Below are 18,339 nucleotides of genomic sequence, written 5' to 3' on the forward strand. Positions count from 1 at the left end.
CCCAAAGTTGGCTTGCGCCGTGATAATGCACATGGGGTAATTGAGGAAAACGCGTTCTAAAGTCTCTGGAATGTACGCGGACCGACGAACGAGGGCGGACAGCGGGAACGCCGAAATCTTCACACGTGGCGATAAGGTCGCTTTGGATCGAACTCTCGGCAGGACTACTTATGGTCGGGTCATAGGTTGGAGCCACGGCTGGGTTACTGTCGCCTACTACCTCGACCTTCCATACTGGGAAGAGCGGCACCGATTAATCCCGCATGGGACACCGATCTATTTTCATCACTCGCCCAACAGGCTACGTCGAGTGGAGCGGGACCCGGGATGGGATCCATATTCCCACAAGCCTCTTATCCGGCCGTCTGACTACCGGGTCCTCGCAGGAGATCCGAGATGGCCCGGCGGCTACATCGACGGCCTAACGCAAGTCGGCGCCTATATCCCAGCCGCATGGTATCGGTCCGGTGATCCATGTTGGGCGTGGTCGGAGGAATGGCATGCGGCCGAGGTAATGAGGACCGAACGGTCTTGGGTGGCCGTCCGATACGTTGATGGATTCAAACTCCCCAGAAGGGGCAGCACCGCGAGTCATCGACCTCCAGAGATATGGCCCGTCCTAAACGACTTTCCCGAGCTGAAAGTCATACGGTCGAAGAGCGACTTCATCGTTCTGAACAAGCACGATGCACGGCAACTGCATCGGAGCTGAGAAATCGCGGGAATTGCGCAATGTGTCGGCGCGATGCCTGCAAGTAGATCAGCCAATCGGACTCTAGACCGTAAGATGAGAGTTCTCAGCTCGCGGCATTGCCTCCTCTATCCGCAGTCTTTGTTATGCCGCAAACGGAAGACGCCGACCCTTTGGGACGATTCCTGTCATGACTGCCGCTGTCCTTGGTTCGATCATCACGGCACTATGTGCCGGTGGTGGCGTGTGGCTTGCGGTCCGAGAGATCGCGAAGCAGTGGGGTGAGACGAAGCGCACTCAGATCAAGGAAGCGGCGTTAACTGAGCGACGGATGTTGGAGCTCGTGATGACGCAGGAAAGCCGGCCGAGTGAGAAGAGACAGTCGAAGAAGCAGGGTCGGCTGGGCGCTGCTTGATCTGTTCGCTGGAGGCGGCGGTATTGACGCTGTCTTCGACAGATCGCCGCGTTCACCGATGTCCGCGGTTGCTCTTATGCGGTTAGCATGCGCGGCTCCGCTAGAAGCTGGTTTCGTTGGGGATTATCGATCCTTCGTTGCGCGGTGAGGTGGACGCATTGCGAAGGTTCAGAAACCAGTTAGTTCACGGAGGGACCTCCATCCGAACTCATAACTGCTGCTACAGACGCTCTGACGCAGCTCATGACGGAACTGTGACGCCGCACGACAGAGGATGACGCTTAACGCACTCTCATCGGCCACGTCCGTGCACTCGATCATGAGGGCTGGGGACGCAGACAGATCGTCGGTGCGTAGCTGAGGCAGCGGGAGAGCGTCGGGCCGCGCGGATCGCGGGCCGGTCCTGGTGGGTCGGCCGTGCCTGGAGGGTGCTTGTCAATACCGGCGTCTTTCCCCGGTGTTGGGCGCGGCGGTCGCAATGACGGCGGCGTCGGATTCCCGGAGGGGCGGGAAGGACGGACTGCGTGCTCCCTGGCCCAGCCTCGTTTTGCCCTGGCATTGGTATATGCCCCGGCGGAGGCGGGGAGCACGCGGCGATGATTTCCGCCCAGCGGGACCGATCGGATTCCGGGTACCCCGTATTGGGCCGTCGACAGGGCATGGTGGTGGGTGGATTCAACGGGCGTGAACGGCGGTGAACGGTCATCAACCGACCTCGGGTACCGAATGCTGACGTGCCAGAACAGTGTTTTGGCAGGTCAGCTCCGGTGGTCCGAGCAATTTGACACGTAGGCTGTCGCTCAACGAGCGTCAACTGCGCTCAACGCCGTCAAAGTCCAGGTCAATGGCGTTGTGGAGGGTGACAACCATTCCGTCGCGGAGGGTGAGCGCTTCCTCGTTACAGAAGTCCGGACGGCTCGGCATGATTGGGGTCGCCGGAGCGACAAGTTCCCACGTAACGGAGGCGAGCTGGGCGGAGTTCAGCGAGGGGGCGTGACAGCTTCCCGAACGAGGAAGTGTGGAGCAATTCATCTCTGATCGGCCGAATCTCCCCACCCGGGTGACATCTTCCGGGACGAGGTGGCCCTGCTTCCGTTAGTGACCACGAGGGCCGGGTAGTGATTCAAAACGGATCTCGCGGCCGTAATATTTGCTGCGCACTACGGGCCGGTGTGGATGTAGAGGGCCCAGAGGCTGGGGCGGTCGGGTCTGGCGTCGCGCAACTCCCGGACAGTTTGATGCAGGGCACTGGCGGTATTGGCGAGATCGAGCCCGTAGCCGTCAACGAGGCGTGAGTACAGATTGCGGGCAACGACTGCGGCGCCGCTGTCGGAGACGCTCCAGAGAGTGCCGATGACATGCCGCCACCCGGCGTGCTGCATGGCGGCGGCGACGGTGATGGCTTCGTCGGGGCTGGTGACACTCCCGGTGGCCGTTTGGCAGGCGGACAGGAACGCGAACTCGCCTCCGGTGTTGGCGATCTGGGTCAAGTCGCTGATAGTGACCAGGCCGGCGGTCTTCCAGTCGAACGGCATGAGCCCTCCGGTGGTCGGGTCGGCCAGGCTTTGCGTGCCGTGGCAGGAGGCATGTAGCCGCTGGTGGCGGCGCATCTTCTCCAGCACAGCGTGGTGTGTGGCGTCCGCACCGCTGAGGATCGTGCATGCGCTGGGTCCGAAGATCTTCGCCAGTGTTTCCCTTTCCCTACCTGCCGCGAGGAGTGGGCTCTGCCCGGGCGTTTCCGGCAGGGAGATGACGAGGATCTTGGTCTCCGACTTGGCGAGATCAGCAGAAGCACGCCTCGCGGTACTTAGGGTCGGGGTGTAGGAGCTGACCACTCGATCGAGGACAGTGTCGGGTGTGCGGCTGTGAACGCCGGCCGCGTGGACGGGCAGGACCGTGAGTGCGCCGGTGAGGCACCACTGAACTCGCGGCCACTGGCCAGTCGGGGTGGCGCTGTGGCCCATGTGCTCGAGGATGGGCGCCGCGACCGATTCCCACAGCCATTCGAGGGTGCTGGTGATCGCTTCTTCCAGCCTGTCGTCATCGGCTTGCAGAGCCAGGAGATAGCGGTTGGTTCGGTCGATGACCTGTTCCTCGGTCAGCGTCGGTAAGGCAAGGAGGTCGACGCCGGCCGGAGTGAGGATGAGCGCGTCGCACCGCCAGTGGCTGACATTGACCACGATGACCGGTGGCTCGTCGGGGCCGGGGAGCAGCCCGTGCAGTTCCGGGGTCTTGAGGAACCGGTCGGGCCGCGGGAACTCCGTACTCGGTGGCAAGGCGCGAACTTGTTCGACAAGCCGGTCGAACCGGCGGGCTGCGGTCATGCGTGCTTGCGCGACGTGGCTTGGGTTGGTGTTTGAGTCTGGCGAAGGTTGTTCCAGCAAGGCCCGGCATTCGGTCATTTCTTTGCCGAGGTCGGGTGCTGCCCGGCGCAGGTCGTTCAGGTCGGCGCGGCTGCCTTGCAGTTGGGACCAATAGACGCCGCGGCCGGTTTCCAGAAGTTCGATTGCGCCGGGAAGTTGACCGGCGGCTATCGCGGATGCGGCCGCTTCGCGAGCGAGCTCGGACGCGTATTGGTTGAGCAATCGATGCTGGTCACGGTGGCTGATTCCCCGCCACGCCAGCAAGGGCAGCAAGGCGACCGCCTCGGCATACGCCTCGACCGCCTCGGCTGGTCCTCGCCAACGCCCGACGGCGCGCGCCCACCAACTGGCTGCCGTTAGGCGGGTCGTGACCGCTGCGGCGATCGACTGGCTTGCCTGTTGCCATCCGCTCACTGCCTCGTCGAGATCGGCGTTGACACCATCCCGCTCGAACCGAAGTTGAAGCGCTTGGCCGAGGTTGAACAGGACACTGGCGTGGTGGGGATGGTTGTCTGGCGTTGCAGCCACGGCCTGCCGGAAGAGGACAATCGCATCGTCCAGCTGCACGCTGTCCCCAGTCTGCTGGAATCGGAGCATCAGCGTGTTGGCGACATTGGACGCATAACCAGGACGCTGAGGGTGACCAGCGGGCGTGATGCTCAGAGCATCTCGCCCAAGGGCGACCGCCTGGTCGAGGTCAGCGTCAGCTCTGAGCCGGACGAATCGGAGCTGCAGCGCGGAAGCCAGGCCGGACAGGCACCTGGCACGGCCGGGATGGTCGAGTGGTATCTCTGCAGCCGCCTGCCGGCCAAGTTCGATCGCGCTGTTCAGGTCCTCGGACTGTCCGGTGTGCTCGAACCGCAGCCGCACCGCAGTTGCAAGGTGGGAGAGATACGACGCATGGTCCAGATGGCCGCCCGGGATTGCGGTCACGGCCTTTTCCCCGAAGCTGATCGCGTCGTTCAGATCCACGCTGGCCTTGGTCAGATCGAACCTCAGCCGCAGCGCGGCACCAAGGTTGAACAGACACATCGCGTGGGCTGGGTGGTCATCTGCTGTCGCGTCGACCGCCTGCCGGAAGAGGGTGATCGTCTGCTCAAGATCGTCACTGTCTCCGGTCCGCTCGTACCGAGTTCGCAGCGCGGCACCAAGGTTGAACAAACACGTGGTGTGGTGGGGATGCCCAGCGGTGGTGGCGGAGGCGAGCCGACGGCCCAGCGCAATCGTCTCCTCCAGATCGGCCTCATCGCCAGTCTGCCCGAACCGGATTCCGAATGCGGTGAGAAGGTTGGACAGGTACGCCGGACGGCTGGGATGGTCGGCCGACGCACCAGCCACGGCTTGGCGACCGAGCTTGATCGCCTCGTCTAGGTCGGCGACAATCCCTGCGCGCCCGAATCGCATCTGCAGCGTTCCAGCGAGCATCGACTGAAGTTCGGGGCGGCTCGGGCTGTTCGGGTGGATGGCATCCAATGCTCGCCGGAGGAGGTCGATCGACTCATTCAAACCCGCCGAGCCCCCCGTCTGTTCGAGGCGAACGGTCAATACCGCTACGAAGTTGGACAAGAGGATCGGGTAGTTCGGAACATCAGGCGCCGTTCCCGCAATGACCTTCTGAAGGAGGTCAATAGCCTCGTCCAAGTCGAATCGGTTCCCAGTCCGATCGAATCGAGCTCGCATGGCGCTACCGAGGTTACTGAGGTATTCGACTCCTTGCGGGTCGTTATCGAAACTGACCCCTACAGCCCGCCGAAACTGTGTGATGGCAGAGTCCAGATCCTCAGGATTCCTCGTCCATTCATACCGGGACATCAAGGCCGCACCCAGGTTGGATACGTACATAGCGAGGTGGGGATGGCCTTCCGGTGTGGCTGCTACGGCGTGTTGACTAAGTGCGATGGCCTGTTCGAGATCAGCATGATCACTGCGCAGCGCAAACCTGACTCGCAGGCAGTTACTGAGGCTCGACAGGCACACGGCGCGGTAGGGGTGATCGACGGGTGTGGCGTCCAGCGCCTCCCTGCCGAGCATGATTGTTTCGTGCAGATCTTCGCGATTTCCGGTCCGCTCGAATCGGCTGCCCAATGCCCCCACGAGGTCAGACAGACAAAACACGCGGTCGGGGTGGCCGACGGGCGCAGCGTTCACGGCTTCTCGACCGAAAGCGATCGCCTCCTCGAGGGCAATATCGTCACCGCCCCACGCGTACCTGATCCGCAACGAGTTGGAGAGACGAGACAACATCCCGGCGCGGCCCGGATGGCCGTTGCCAGTGGCGGCCACAGCCTCACGACCTAGCATGATCGCTTCTTCCAACGCCCCCACGTCGTGGCGTCGCTGCGCCTGCTCCAACAGGCTGATCGCGCGTTGCGCCTGCAGGTCAGCGTCTGCTTGGGCATCGCTCAGGTAGCCACGCAACGCCTCGGGCACAACATCCGGCCGTGTATGCCGTACCTCACCGAAACCCATGAGAGCCAACATCAAATCCTGATAGCTCGCTTCCTCAGGCACTGCCCGGGAACGCTGCCAGTGAAAGTTGGCTAGCACGATCATGACATCGGTCCTGCTAGCGTCGTCCGGCCTCATGTGAGCGAAGAGTTCACGGGCCTCGTTCATCGCGTGCGCTTCCAGCACCGGCTGTGGATCTCCCTTGCGGGAAGCGTCGATCCTGGCGTTCAGCGAGGCGATCAACCGATCTAGTGTGGACACCCCGCCATCCTGCCCGGCCATTGCATGCGGCGGCCAGCTCGAAACGAGTGCAGCCAGCCGCGCTCTCGGAGGGCAGGCCCGTCGCGCAAGATGCCTTTCGAGGTCGGCGACGAACTGGAAGCGGTTCACCAGCGCGTCTCCCCGGCGAAATACCGGGCCGCCTTGCGCAGGATGTCGCGTTCCTCCTCCAGCTCCCGGACCCGGCGCCGCAACTCGGCGTTCTCCTGCTCGACCGTCCCGGTCGCCTCACCCGCCGCCGGGACCCCACGCGCGGGCCGGGGACAAGCCGCACCCAGCTGCGCAGGGTCTCCCGGTTGACACCCAGGTCGTCAGCGATCGACGCGATCGTCGCGCCCGGCCGAGACCGGTACAACGCCACCGCATCGGCCTTGAACTCCACGGGATAGTGCTTGTTCGCCATCTTGCTTCGGGACTCCTGATCTACCTGGAACCTCAATATCCCAGGTTCAAGTGTCCAAGATCAGGGGGCAAGGCCCGGGAGCCACAGGGGCACTAGGGGTGAATCCGGGCAGCCACGTCAACTCGAACGGGTGACGCGTGGTTGCCATTTCTCCCCGTAGCGTTGTGGCACCTGCCGCATTTGGGGGTCGGATGACAGTCCCGCTCTTGGACGGACCCGCGGGAAGCCTCCTACGGCTAGCGGCCGATCAGGCACTTCGCACGGCCGACACCCTGGACGTCCTTAACGCCATATCGTCGCAGGAGCCGAATCGGTGGCTTCGGGCATTGATTCACCTGGATCTGCCTGATTCAGCTATGTATCGGCGCGACGCGGCAACGCCGGAGGCTGCTGCGGCTGATACGCAGATTTTCGGCAGACCGATGACGGCGACGCTGGCGGAAGCCGCTCGGCTCGCTTCGTTCCTGGGGCGGTGGTACGGGTTCGACACCATTCCGAACGGGCTTCTGGTCGTGGCGTCGGTTCTCACGCCGGGCAGCTTCGCCGGCAATGCTGTCCGCGGGGGCGCGAGAGAGTTCGGCCAAGCGGTCAGCGGTCTTGTCGACGCTTTCCTCGACGGTGAGCTGGAGAACCTCGACCAGGCCGTTCGCGCCTTCCGCGAGGAGCGTAGTTCGGATGCGCGCCGCGCTGCGCAGCTAAGCGATAGCCGGGCGAGGAGAGTCGCGGCGGCGACGCGCAACCCGGCGGCGACGCTTGGGCAGGCGGTACCGGCACCGGAGGTTGACTACGCCAAGGCCACTTACCTGAAGTTCCAGGCACGCGAGAGACGCGTCGTGTTCTGGCTCGCCGCGCTGGCCGCCGTGACTGTCGTCGGTTCGCCCGCTTTGGCGGTAGCGGTGGTCGTCGTTTTGGTCATCGGTGTCGTCGGGTCGCTTCGGCGGTTGATGGTCGCGGTCGGGATCGTCTTCGTTGGTCTGCTCGTCTCCCGCGGCTGGCAGGTACTTATCGCGTTTGCTGTGGCCGCCGTGCTTTGTCCGGTTGTGCTGCGGGTATTGCAGGCGCCCTACGGGCATCGCCGTGTGCTGCGGGGTGGGTATCTGGCGTTGATGCCACATCCTGGACTGCAGATGCAGTTGGCGCGCGCCCAACGGTTACAGCGTCTCGACTACCCGGCCGATGCACTGCGGCTTCTAACCGGCTTGTTGGCGCTGGCTCCGCGGCGGGCCCGGCAGAGTGTGCTCTTGCGTATCGCTGTGACCGCGCTGCGCGCCGGTGACCTACAACAGGTCCTCGACGCTTGCGCGGAGATCCGGGCCCGGCGAGGGTTCAATCTGCTCGCAATGTCGCGCCCGGACCGCGCGTATCTCGCGATGTGCGAGGGTCTCGCGTTGCTGCGAATCGGTCGTCACGCAGAGGCGCTTACTGCGCTCGCCTGGGCCGAGCAGCAGTCCGTCGCCGGTCCGGACCTGCTGCGCGCGGACGCGGAGCTGGCGGTGGGGGAAGCGTTGCTGGACGAGGGGCGTTTCGGGGAAGCCGAGACGAGGTTCCTGGCCGCGGCGACACGGTTCCTCTCGCACAGCCGTTTCGTCGACCTCGCCGGTGCCTTACGCGGCCGGGCCCTGTCCCTGGTGGCAGCGGGTTCGGCCGAAGTGGCGGAGAAGGTTCTGTATGACGGGCAGCGGATCCTCATCGACTATGTCCTCAGTTGGCGTCGCGAGCTGATCCAGGAAGGCTTTCCGGCGCGTTATCGTGCGGCGATTCGCCAGTACACCGGCGTAGGACTGCAGCTGGCGAGACTCACCGTCGACACCGCCGACGACACCGAGGAGTACGTGGACAATGTCGGCCCCGACACAGGTGTCGCCGCCATGTGCGCGGACCTCGACGACGCCGTGGGCCAGGCCCAGGCACTCGGCCTGGCAGGACGGCGCCTCGAGGACGACAGCAGACCCGTCGACGCTCTGGTCCTGCGGTTGACCGCCGTCGCCGCCCTTGATGAGCGCCGCTACCGGCTACGGTCACAAACCGACCGGCTGGCATGGGCGGTGAACTACACCGACGCCGTTGACGCGGCGTTGTCGTGCGCGATGTCCGCCGCCGACCCGTCAGCGGCAGCCCAAATCATGGAGGCGGCGAGGTTACAAGGGGTGCCCAAGCCGGAGGCTCGGCACACGGCGATGGCGCCGCCGGAACCCTCCTACGCCGGCGGTGCGGCTGCCCGGTTCGACGCCGCCAGGCGCTCTGTCGCGCTGCAGCTGCGCGGAGAACTGCCGCTTCGGCCGCCGCCGGTCATTCGGGTCCGCGGCGACGCGCGGCTGCTCGGACCCCACGCGGCGGAGCGTCCCGCCGCGCTGGACATCGAGTTCATCGCGTCTGTCGCGGCGGGCAATGGCGCGTGGTGGTGGGGCCAGTGGTCGACTGCAGACGGCGTCTACTGGTCGCTTGTTCCACCTACCGGCGAGGTCCGCGCCGGCCGGATCGACTGGGGCCCGGGTTCGGATCTGGCCCATCTGCTCGAACGTCTCCATGCGGCGTTGCCCATCCAGCACATGGGCGAGACCGACACCGAGATACACCGCCGCGTCACGACCGGCGAAATGTTCGACCTACAAACCGAACAGCAACTGATGGTCTCGCTAGGCGCCCTGCTCGTACCCGGTCCCCTGCGCGCCGAACTGGTGCGGCGCCTGCAGGGGGGTGAACCCCCACTGCCCCTGGCGATAGCACCCGCACGGGCGCTGCCATGGCTGCCCTGGATAACCCTTGGCATCGGAGTCGAGACCACCGACGGTGTTGCGGCGCGGATGCTGCACGCGGCAGACGTGACCCTCGCACCAAGCGCAGCAATGATCGATGTCGTGTCGCAGCGCCCGGTCGCCCCTGTCGGGCCCGTTCGCCTCGCGGTTCTCAACCCCACCGGCGATCTCCCGGAAACACATAACCTGCGCTTTCAACTGCCGGAACGAACCCTGCTGCTGGACGACGGCACCGCGGGCGTCCCGGCGACCAAAGCCAACGTCAGCCGCGCGCTGACTGGACTCGACCGCGCCTCCGCGGTGGTGTTCGGATGCCATGCCGAGATCGCCACACCAAACCAGCCCTCGACCAGCGCGCTACGGCTGCGCCCCGGCGACGGCGACCCCGGCTACCTCACCGCCGAGGAATTGCTCGCCGACGATGAAGGGAACCGCCGCTACCCACTGCCCCGCACAGCAGTGATCCTCGGCTGCGAATCCGCCGACATCTCAGGGGCGGCAGGAGCCGAATGGTTGACGCTGGGACCGGCCATGCTGTGGGCCGGCGCCGACGAGGCGCTGGTGACGCTGTACCCGATCTTCAAGGACGCACCGGCCGAGTCCGACCTGCTATCGCTACTGGTCGAAGGGCTCAGCCTTGCCGATGCCGTGTCACGCTGGCAACGGGAGTGCCTCACCGAATGGACACGAACGGGCGCCGATTGGTACAGCCCGGTGCATTGGGCCGGCCATTCGCTGATCGGCCGGCGCCACGGCGGGCCTAACCCACACGGCGGCGACACAGCCCTCGGCGATCCGCTGCCGTCACTGTCGTCGGGCCTGGCGGCGCTGCTAACCGGAGCGGCCCGTACCGCACGCGAACTCCATCAGAGCGTGGTGACGACCGGGCATCTAGTGCGCGAGTATCTGGAGGCAGAGACGGAGATGTTCCAGACCTACCTCGGGCAGGAAGCGTTGTTCACGTTCGGTAGCGCCGGCGTGGTCAAACTGCTGCGACGCGAACGAGAACGTGCGGGGACCAACCTGGATGTGCGGCCAAGCCCCGCCGTCAAACAGGCCGTCTACCGCGCCCGCGTACGCGCCGCAGAGATGGGCAGTCCCACCACGGTGAAAGCCCACCTCATGCTCGAACTTGTCGACCGGACCTACCCGGACTCCCGCCTGCTGCTGCTGCTGAGCGGGCTGAGCTCCCGGCCGTCGTTTCGCCGTTCCTTACTGGCCGAGGCCCGCCAGCGCGACAGCGGCTGCGCGCCGCTGTCAAACGGGCAGGCACAACGACCTTTCATCAAACATGTGCTCGACGAAGAGCCATCACCCAGCAGACGTGGCGACGGCTGACTTGTCGGTGCCCGGCCGCAGCGCCACCGCCGACCGCACCACCTCGCCCGCGCCGCATACCACGGCGGCCACCGCGAGAGTCCACGCTGACCAGGTAGCCGCAGCAAGGACGAACAGTGCGGCAAAGACCGCGGCGATGACCGCACCGGCCAGGTCCACCGGGCTTATGCGCAGGGCGCCACGGCCGCGGGCGACGGGCAGGACTGCTGGCGCGAGGTAGGCGATGATCAGGACGCCTGCCGGCGCCACGACGAGTAGGCGGGCGCCTGTGGAATCAGCGGTCGCCGCGACCGTGACGACCATGGCCCACAGCAGCGCGAACCCGGTCCGGTGCAGGCCGGTACGGCGCCGCACCGGATCAAACGATGAGGCGGCCACGATCCAGAAAATCTCCCCGGCGAGCCCTGCGGCCGCCGTGAAAATCAGGATCCAGCGGGGCGTGCTGATGTGGCGGGCAGGAACGACCGTTGCGACCAGTCCGGCCAACAGCATCACGATTCCTACGTGATAGATGAACCTGGTGCGGTTGGCCCACCGCTCGTTGAGTTCAGCGTGGCCGACCTGCAGGTTGCGCAGCCAGTCACTCGGGGTGCCGCCGGTGATCTCCTGCGGGTACCACGCGGCGAGCTCGGCCGGGCTGGTGTCATATCGGCGCGTCCACATCGTCGCCTGGACCACTGCGATCTGAGCCAAGCCGGCGAGCAGTAAGAGTGTCAGCGCCGCATTGGGCCACCGCGCGAAACTCTGCAGCGGGCTGGAGAGCAGCAACGCGATCATCGTGAAGCTGGTCGCCGCCAGCAGCGGCGCGGCGAACCCGCCTAGCGCTTGAATGCTCGCTGGATAACCGAGCGGCGTTGGAGGTGTCCAGGTGGGCGCCGTCGCGCGGCCGGCGAACGGCGTACCGGTGGCGGCGGGGCCGTTAACGTCAGGCACGGCGTTCCCCATGCGGTCTGCGGGCGTTGTCGGGGCAGCCCTCGGCATGGTGACCGTCAAGTCGGCCGCAACGAAGACACACCAATCCCCGTCCCGCGGCTCCCCTCAACCCCACATCGATGATTCCGGCGACGTCGGCTTCTTCAACAGACTTCGCATCGGTCAACCCGGGCTCGAGGCCCAGGACGTCACGGACGCGATCGGCGATCGGCATAGCCTCGAGAACATGATCAGCTGGCACATGCACGACGAACTCGACGCGGGTTGGCGGACGAACCACCCACCCGCCTAGCGTCACATTTCCGGCATTCAGTGCTTCAGCCACGCGCGTGCGAGCTTGAGCGCCCAGCACGCGCGATACCTCGCCCTCGCCGATCGACAACTGGATCCACCAGCTCGAAGGCACCCCAGCTCCTCACGCTGCTGCCGTAACGACTCACGCCACGCCACCACCCTATGCGCGGCTATTGAAATCCGCGAGAATCCTCAGCCTGACGAGCTCGTCGGGCGCAGGTGCGGCGTCGTATAAAACGGATTCCCTTCGCAGCCGTCAGAAGGTGTGGTGGCAGTGTCCCGAGGGCCCTGATCACATCTGGCAGACCAAGGTGAACGACCGGTCGATCAACGGCAACGGCTGCCCATACTGCGCGGGCTACCGGCTGTCGGTCACCAACGCGCTCGGCATCCAATTTCCCGACGTTGCTGCCCAGTTCGACCGGGAACGCAATGACGGGCTCGATCCTAACCGGATCGTCTCCGGCAGCAACACGCCACAATGGTGGACGTGCTCGGCGGGGCCTGACCATCGATGGCAGACTAAGGTCAACGACCGTACATACAATGTGCGGCCTGGCGGACGCGGGGATGATTTCCGCCCAGCGGGACCGATCGGATTCCGGGTGCTCCCCGTACTTGGGCCGCCAAGTCAGTCGTTTTGGGGGAATCGACCATGTCGGACTCGGGCGGCACCGAGTGGGACTTCTTCATCTCGTACACCGCCGTCGATCGAGCGTGGGCGGAGTGGATCGCGTGGGAGCTGGAGGAGGCCGGCCACCGCGTCCTCTTCCAGGCGTGGGATTTCGTTCCCGGCTCGCACTGGACCAGCCGCATGCGGGAAGGCACGGTCGGCGCCCGGCGAACGCTGGCCATCCTTTCGCCTGACTATTTGGATTCGGTGTACGGGCAAGCAGAATGGGAAGCGGCATATCGCGCCGACCCGCAAGGATTCGCTCGCAAGCTGATCCCGATTCGAGTCCGGGACTGTCGCTGGCCGGACCTACTCGGCGGGGTCGTGTCCTTCGACCTCTTCGACTGCGCTATGGATGAGGCGAGACGGCGGCTGCACGGCAAGATCGATCAAGCCCTCGTTGGCCGCGCGAAGCCCCCGACCGCGCCGTCTTTTCCCGGCTTCGTCGATGCCGCGCCGCCGCCGTCGTCTCCACCGACGGCTCCGCCAGCCTTTCCCGGCCCGCATCTGGCCACCGCAGGGGCCCGGCAGGGCGAGTCGGACGATGAGTACGCGACGCTGCTGCAGCACGAGGCCGAGGCCGCCGCATACGACGCGCTCCACTCGCCGGACCGGCTGGCCCTGCTCGCCGACCTGCGCCGCGCGCTGCGCGAGGACGCGCCCGACGACGGCATCGTGCTCTTCTACCAGCCGCAGATCGCCACCGCGACCGGCGATGTCGTCGGGGTCGAGGCGCTGCTGCGCTGGCAGCACCCGGAGCGCGGCCTGGTCGGCCCGGAGGAGCTGATCCGGGTGGCCGAGCCGACCCCGGTGATGCGGCTGCTCACCCTGCGCGTGCTGCACGACGTGGTGGCCCAGCTGGCCGCGTGGCGTGACGCCGGTCGTCCGCTGCGCGCCGCGGTCAACGTGAGCGTCCGGGACCTGCACGCCCGCGACATCGCCGACCGGGTCGAGCAACTGCTTCGGGAGTATGCCGTGCCGGCCGACCTGCTCCAGCTGGAGATCACCGAGAGCGCCCTGATGGCCGACCCGCACCGCGTCCTCAACACGATCACCCGCCTGGACCGCATGGGCGTCGCGATCTCGCTGGACGACTTCGGCACCGGCTACTCGTCGCTGCAGCACCTGCGCCGCCTGCCCCTGGCCGAGGTGAAGATCGACCGCTCCTTCGTCCTCGGCATGGCCACCGACCGGGGCGACGCCGCCATCGTCCGCTCGGTGATCGACCTGGCCGAGGCACTGGGCCTGCGCGCGGTGGCCCAGGGCGTGGAGGACGAGCGCATCTGTCGTCTCCTAGCCGCCGCTGGCTGCCACGCCGTACAGGGCTGGTTCCACGCCCGCCCCATGCCCCCCGACGACCTGGCCACCTGGCTGGCCCAATACCGCCCTTTCGCCCGTGTGAAATGAAGCAAATCCATCGCGCTCGTTCGCCGCCGAGAGCGTCCTCCCTCGACGAAGCGGCGCCGGCGCTGGTGCATTCCGCGCTCTGGAGACTCGTCCACCTTGGCCGGACGGGCGTCAGATCGCTTGGGCGGGTTCGGTGAACGCCATGGTGATCCGCATCGTGGGACGGACGTCAGCGGCGAGTTCGTAGTGTCCGCGGCGCAGGTTCTGGACGAAGGCTGTACCTGCCGAAAAGTACGTCCTCCCGGTTCAGGGCAGTTTCGAGGGCGATGGTGCGACGCCGCTTGGGCGCCGGCTACTGGATCGACGGAGAGGGCTGCCGGGTGCTCTCTGGCTAACCTCGTTTGCCCTGGTGTCGGACCGGTCGCAGGTTGATGCGGGGAGCGCACGACGATGATTTCCGCTAATCGGCGCCACGCTGATCCCCGGGTGCTCCCTGAACCGGGCAATCGGTACGGCCCGTTGCTGGGTGCATTCAATGGGCGTCAACTGCGTTGAACGGTCGCCAACCCACGTCCCGTACCGAACGCTGACCTGCCAGAGCGGGGTTTGGCAGGTCAGCGGTGGTGTTCGGGCAATTTTGACACGGAGGATGTCGCTCAACGGGCGTCAACTGCGCTCAACGGCGTCAAAGTGCAGGTCAACGCTTTTGTGGAGGGTGACAACCTTTCGATCGTGAAGGGTGAGCGCTTCCTTGTTACGGAAGTCCGGCCGGCTCGGCATGATCGAGATTGCCGGAGCGACAACTTCCTACGGGACGGAGGCGGGTTGGAGATTCGCTGGGTGAAGTTGGGTCAGGGCCGTGACAGCTTCTGGAACGAGGAAGTGCGGAGCAATACGACTCCAACCCTGACAAATACCTACGCAGGGTGACCTCTTCCGGGATGGGGTAGCCCTGCCCCAGCGGTGACCACTCCCCGGGTGTGGAAGCTGTCGTTCCGCGGGTTGGTTGACGACCTGGAGCGATATTCCGGATGTCCGAACCTGGCGGTGCCGGCAGGGATAGCGGCCAGGTGCTTCCTGCCGGACAGAGCATTCGGCTCAACATCATCGACCGGGTGCTCGGGCGATGGCGAGCGGTGTGCACTGGTCGCAGGTGCATTGCGCTCCGAGCTGCTTGGCATGCTCGTGCTTGGTCTTGTTTACTGCAGCCCTGCGATTCAGGTCCGTCGGGTCATGGCCGTAGGCGCGTAAGTAGGCAAGAGCTGCCGCGACCCATCGCTCGTTCCTGATACGTCCGATGTGCTCAAGCCCCTTGGCCTCGAACGCGCCGAGGTCACCGTTGCACCCAGAACACAGAAGACCGCGGTTGCACCGCCCGCAGCTGCCCCGTCGGCAGCACACATGGTCATGATCGATGAACAGCGGCGCCGGCCCGCTTCGGGCCGTATCGTCCGCTCCAAAGGACCTCGAAAGGCCGCGGCCGCAGATTGCACAGACCCCGTCCTGCGCGCGCAGCAATGCTGAGTACGCCTCGCCAGTCATGCGGTGCCTGACGAGGGGCTCGGCGGGTAGGGCGAGACAACAGAAATCCGGCCCCGGCGAGTCGATGTGGATAGCAGCGGTCGCACTCAGATCGATCAAGTCGCCGCGACGGGATGGTACGGCCGGCACTCGGACGCGGGTCATGCGGCGGGATGTCATGCCGGAGATGATGCCGTCTGGGTACGACACTCAACTCGATGGCACGGCGCCGACCGTACCCATCCTCGATACACGCTGAGCACGCATACGGGCCTACCGGTTCCGAGACGCCCGATGCTGAAACGCGATTACGGCATCCAGAGCAGACGGAATCTGATCTTGAAGAGCGACGGGGCGGGGTATGCTGGCGATGGCAGGCATGTCCCTTGTCGATGGCTCGCGTGCGCCGAGAAGCACGTCACACATGATCTTTGAATGTTGGAGCGCCTCCGCTCCCATGCGGTGAAGCCCGCGATCCGGGTCCGGACCCCGCAAGAGATCCGCTCGGCCCGGCGTCCCCGCCAGCACCGGTGCTGGGGGCATCTCGTCGCGGCACCGCTGTGGCCGATGCACGGCGCCAACCTCGGCACACTGCTGCGCACCTGCGACGCCGTCGGTGCCTGCCTCGCGGTACCGCCGTTCGGCTGGGTGAACGAGGCTCTCGCTCGCGGTAACACGCTGCGGCAGCCCGCCTGCGTGCACCGTGTCGGTAGCCCGTTGCGGTGGCTCGCCGACGAGCGGCGGTCCGGAACGGCCATCCTTGGTGTGGAGCTGGCGGACGAGGCGGTCCGGCTCGCCGATCTCCCTGCGGCCCGGCGCCGCACTGTCGTCGTGCTCGGGCACGAGGCCACCGGCATTCCGGCGGAGGCGCTCGACCTGCTCGACGGCGCCGTGGAGATCCCGATGGTCGGCACCGGGTCGAGCCTCAACGTCGCCGTCGCTGGCTCGCTGGTGCTGTACAAGCTCGGCGGGCTGTTGTGAGGGGTGGGTCGGTGCGCGGGGAGGGAGGGTGCCGAGTTGCTCCCTGGTTCGGACTCGTTCGTGCAGGTTGTGGTGGGTGCGGCGGCCGGTTGTGGGGAGCGCGCGACGATGATTTCCGCCGATCGGCGGCATGCTGATCCCGGGTGCTCCCTGGGCCGGGCTGTCGGCACGGCCCATTGGTGGGTGCATTCAACGGGCGTCAACTGCGCTGAACGGTCGCCAACCGACATCCCGGACCGAACGCTGACCTGCTAGAACAATGTTCTAGCAGGTCAGCGGCGGTGTCCGGGCAATTTTGACACGGAAGAGGTCACTGGTTCGATCCCAGTATCGCCCACCAAACACAAGGCCAGGTCACCTAAGGTGCCTGGCCTTTCTCGCAGGGTCTGGGCGAGAAGATCGCAATCGGCACGGTGACGGGAGCTCTCCAGCCCCTCGCCTGCAAACCTCGCGATGAACGGACGTGCCGGACCTTGGCGGCCCCGGAGCGGGGGCGGCTGCTGACCATGCCGATCCTGCGGCATCTGTCTGGTGCTCGGAAGCTTGTCAGTATGGGCGCATGGAGTTGCGTCAGCTTGAGTATTTCGTGGCGGTTGCCGAGGGGCTGCATTTCGGGCGTGCGGCCGAGAGGTTGTCTATCGGCCAGCCTGCGGTGAGTCAGCAGGTCGCGCGGCTGGAGCGCGAGCTGGGGGTCAGCCTGTTCGACCGATCGGCGCGAAGCGTGCGGCTGACCGCGGAGGGGAGCCGGTTGCTGCCGGAAGCGCGTGCTGTGCTGGTCGCCGCCGATCGGGCTCGGCTGGCGGTCGCGGTTTCGCCGGGCGGGACCGCGACCCGGATCCTCCGGCTGGGCAGTAGCACCGGTCTGGGCGACCGGCTGACGCGGGTACTGCAAGCATTGCGGGCAACCCAGCCGGAGACGGAGACGGACCTGGTCAGCGCGCCGACTCGAGTACGGCTGGAGCGGGTGGCCAGCGGGCAACTCGACGCCGCGTTCGTCCGGGGAGTGGTCACCGCGGCCGGCGTGGAACTGATCGAGGTGTGGCAGGACCGCCTGGTGGTGGCGCTGCCTGCCACTCACGAGCTGGCGGGGCCGAGCGTCGTCCCGCTTGCCGCGCTGGCGGAGCTGCCGTTGCGGATCGTGTCCCACCGGCTGAACCCGCCGTTGGTCGACCTCGTGATGGGCGCCTGCGCGGCGGCGGGGTTCACGCCGACACTCGGCGCTCATCCGGACACGCTGGAGAACGCTCTGGCCGCGATAGCCGCCGGTCCCGCGAGCTGGACGGTGCTGTACGAGGCCCACGCTCGTACGCTGCGTGTGCCGGAGGTTTTGTTCCGCCCCACCGATCCCGAGCTCGTGATGCCGACGGCGCTGGCGGTTCGGGAGGACGCCACGTCGCGGATGGTGGCGCCCCTGATCAGGGCCTGCGCGGCAGCGGCACACGATTAGTCGCCAGCCGGATCACCGAAAAGGACCCGTTTGGCGTACGCGGTGTCGAAGTACTCGCGGACCGCGGCGATCTTCCCGTCCCTGACCACGAAGACGACGGCGTAGTCGTTCTCGTAGGGCCGGCCGTCACGGGTGGTGGCACGGCTGGTCCATTCCGCGACGACCGTGTCGCCGTCCGCGACGAGTCCGGTGAGCTCCTGGGTGAGCGGCTTGCCGGCATCGAGGCGGTCCACCATCGCGGCGAGGAAGACGTCGAGGATCTCTCCCGGTCCGGTCCACGTTCCCGAGACGGGCAGGTCTCCGGGCAGCCACCAGGTCGCGTCCGGGGTGAAGCTGGCCCGCAGGCCGTCGATATCGCCCTTCTGCAGGGCGGCGACGTAATCGCGGACGACGGCCCTGCTCCGTTCGGTGTCGGACATTCCTTCTCCTTCTGATCGATGGTGAGTACCG

At 66.1% G+C, this 18,339-nt stretch carries 9 protein-coding genes and 4 pseudogenes; 7 read left to right on the forward strand and 6 right to left on the reverse strand.

All coding sequences use genetic code 11. The features are described 5' to 3' along the window. The first annotated feature begins 881 nt into the window (after positions 1-881). Positions 882-1,106, forward strand: coding sequence for a hypothetical protein (locus A3CQ_RS60895; protein WP_026205843.1), 225 nt, complete (start codon positions 882-884; stop codon positions 1,104-1,106). Positions 1,107-2,266: 1,160 nt separating this feature from the next. Here A3CQ_RS60895 and A3CQ_RS0118390 read toward each other — a convergent pair. Together A3CQ_RS0118390 and A3CQ_RS62845 are read right to left on the reverse strand one after the other, a co-directional pair. Beyond that, positions 2,267-6,307: a CHAT domain-containing tetratricopeptide repeat protein gene (locus A3CQ_RS0118390; protein ID WP_245577264.1), complete on the reverse strand. Its 4,041-nt coding sequence runs from the start codon at positions 6,305-6,307 to the stop codon at positions 2,267-2,269. Positions 6,308-6,470: 163 nt separating this feature from the next. After that, positions 6,471-6,599: pseudogene (locus A3CQ_RS62845) on the reverse strand (transposase); the annotation flags it as partial. 356 nt (positions 6,600-6,955) lie between these two features. Here A3CQ_RS62845 and A3CQ_RS0118400 point away from each other — a divergent pair. Next, positions 6,956-10,693, forward strand: coding sequence for a CHAT domain-containing protein (locus A3CQ_RS0118400; RefSeq protein WP_026205845.1), 3,738 nt, complete (start codon positions 6,956-6,958; stop codon positions 10,691-10,693). Here A3CQ_RS0118400 and A3CQ_RS0118405 read toward each other — a convergent pair. Both A3CQ_RS0118405 and A3CQ_RS60900 read right to left on the reverse strand, forming a co-directional pair. Beyond that, the gene (locus tag A3CQ_RS0118405; protein ID WP_020512416.1) at positions 10,667-11,638 is read right to left on the reverse strand and encodes a hypothetical protein; all 972 of its coding nucleotides are present in this window, start codon (positions 11,636-11,638) and stop codon (positions 10,667-10,669) included. The two genes, A3CQ_RS0118400 and A3CQ_RS0118405, sit on opposite strands and share 27 nt — an antisense overlap. Further along, the gene (locus A3CQ_RS60900) at positions 11,619-12,032 is read right to left on the reverse strand and encodes a hypothetical protein (RefSeq protein WP_157296055.1); all 414 of its coding nucleotides are present in this window, start codon (positions 12,030-12,032) and stop codon (positions 11,619-11,621) included. Before A3CQ_RS60900 ends, A3CQ_RS0118405 begins: the two co-directional genes overlap by 20 nt. Positions 12,033-12,093: 61 nt before the next feature. Between A3CQ_RS60900 and A3CQ_RS64040 the strand changes: the two are divergent. The 3 pseudogenes from A3CQ_RS64040 to A3CQ_RS61695 form a co-directional block, all read left to right on the forward strand. Next, positions 12,094-12,465 (forward strand): annotated as a pseudogene (locus tag A3CQ_RS64040) (zinc-ribbon domain-containing protein); the annotation flags it as partial. 110 nt (positions 12,466-12,575) lie between these two features. After that, a pseudogene (locus A3CQ_RS62850) lies at positions 12,576-12,956 on the forward strand (toll/interleukin-1 receptor domain-containing protein); the annotation flags it as partial. Positions 12,957-13,265: 309 nt separating this feature from the next. Further along, positions 13,266-14,000: pseudogene (locus A3CQ_RS61695) on the forward strand (EAL domain-containing protein); the annotation flags it as partial. Between the two features lie 1,044 nt (positions 14,001-15,044). Here the strand turns inward: A3CQ_RS61695 and A3CQ_RS64045 are convergent. Beyond that, positions 15,045-15,641, reverse strand: coding sequence for an endonuclease domain-containing protein (locus tag A3CQ_RS64045; protein ID WP_157296057.1), 597 nt, complete (start codon positions 15,639-15,641; stop codon positions 15,045-15,047). Between the two features lie 255 nt (positions 15,642-15,896). Here A3CQ_RS64045 and A3CQ_RS0118425 point away from each other — a divergent pair, with 255 nt between their 5' ends. Then, positions 15,897-16,442: a TrmH family RNA methyltransferase gene (locus A3CQ_RS0118425; RefSeq protein ID WP_026205848.1), complete on the forward strand. Its 546-nt coding sequence runs from the start codon at positions 15,897-15,899 to the stop codon at positions 16,440-16,442. Positions 16,443-17,001: 559 nt separating this feature from the next. Further along, complete coding sequence (locus A3CQ_RS0118430; RefSeq protein ID WP_020512419.1) at positions 17,002-17,889, forward strand: LysR family transcriptional regulator; 888 nt, start codon at positions 17,002-17,004, stop codon at positions 17,887-17,889. Here the strand turns inward: A3CQ_RS0118430 and A3CQ_RS0118435 are convergent. Beyond that, a complete protein-coding gene (locus A3CQ_RS0118435) occupies positions 17,886-18,308 on the reverse strand; it encodes a nuclear transport factor 2 family protein (RefSeq protein WP_020512420.1) in 423 nt (140 codons plus the stop codon). The two genes, A3CQ_RS0118430 and A3CQ_RS0118435, sit on opposite strands and share 4 nt — an antisense overlap. Positions 18,309-18,339: the final 31 nt, after the last annotated feature.

Origin of the sequence: Paractinoplanes globisporus DSM 43857 (assembly GCF_000379645.1) — a bacterium.
Taxonomy (GTDB): Bacteria; Actinomycetota; Actinomycetes; order Mycobacteriales; family Micromonosporaceae; genus Actinoplanes; species Actinoplanes globisporus.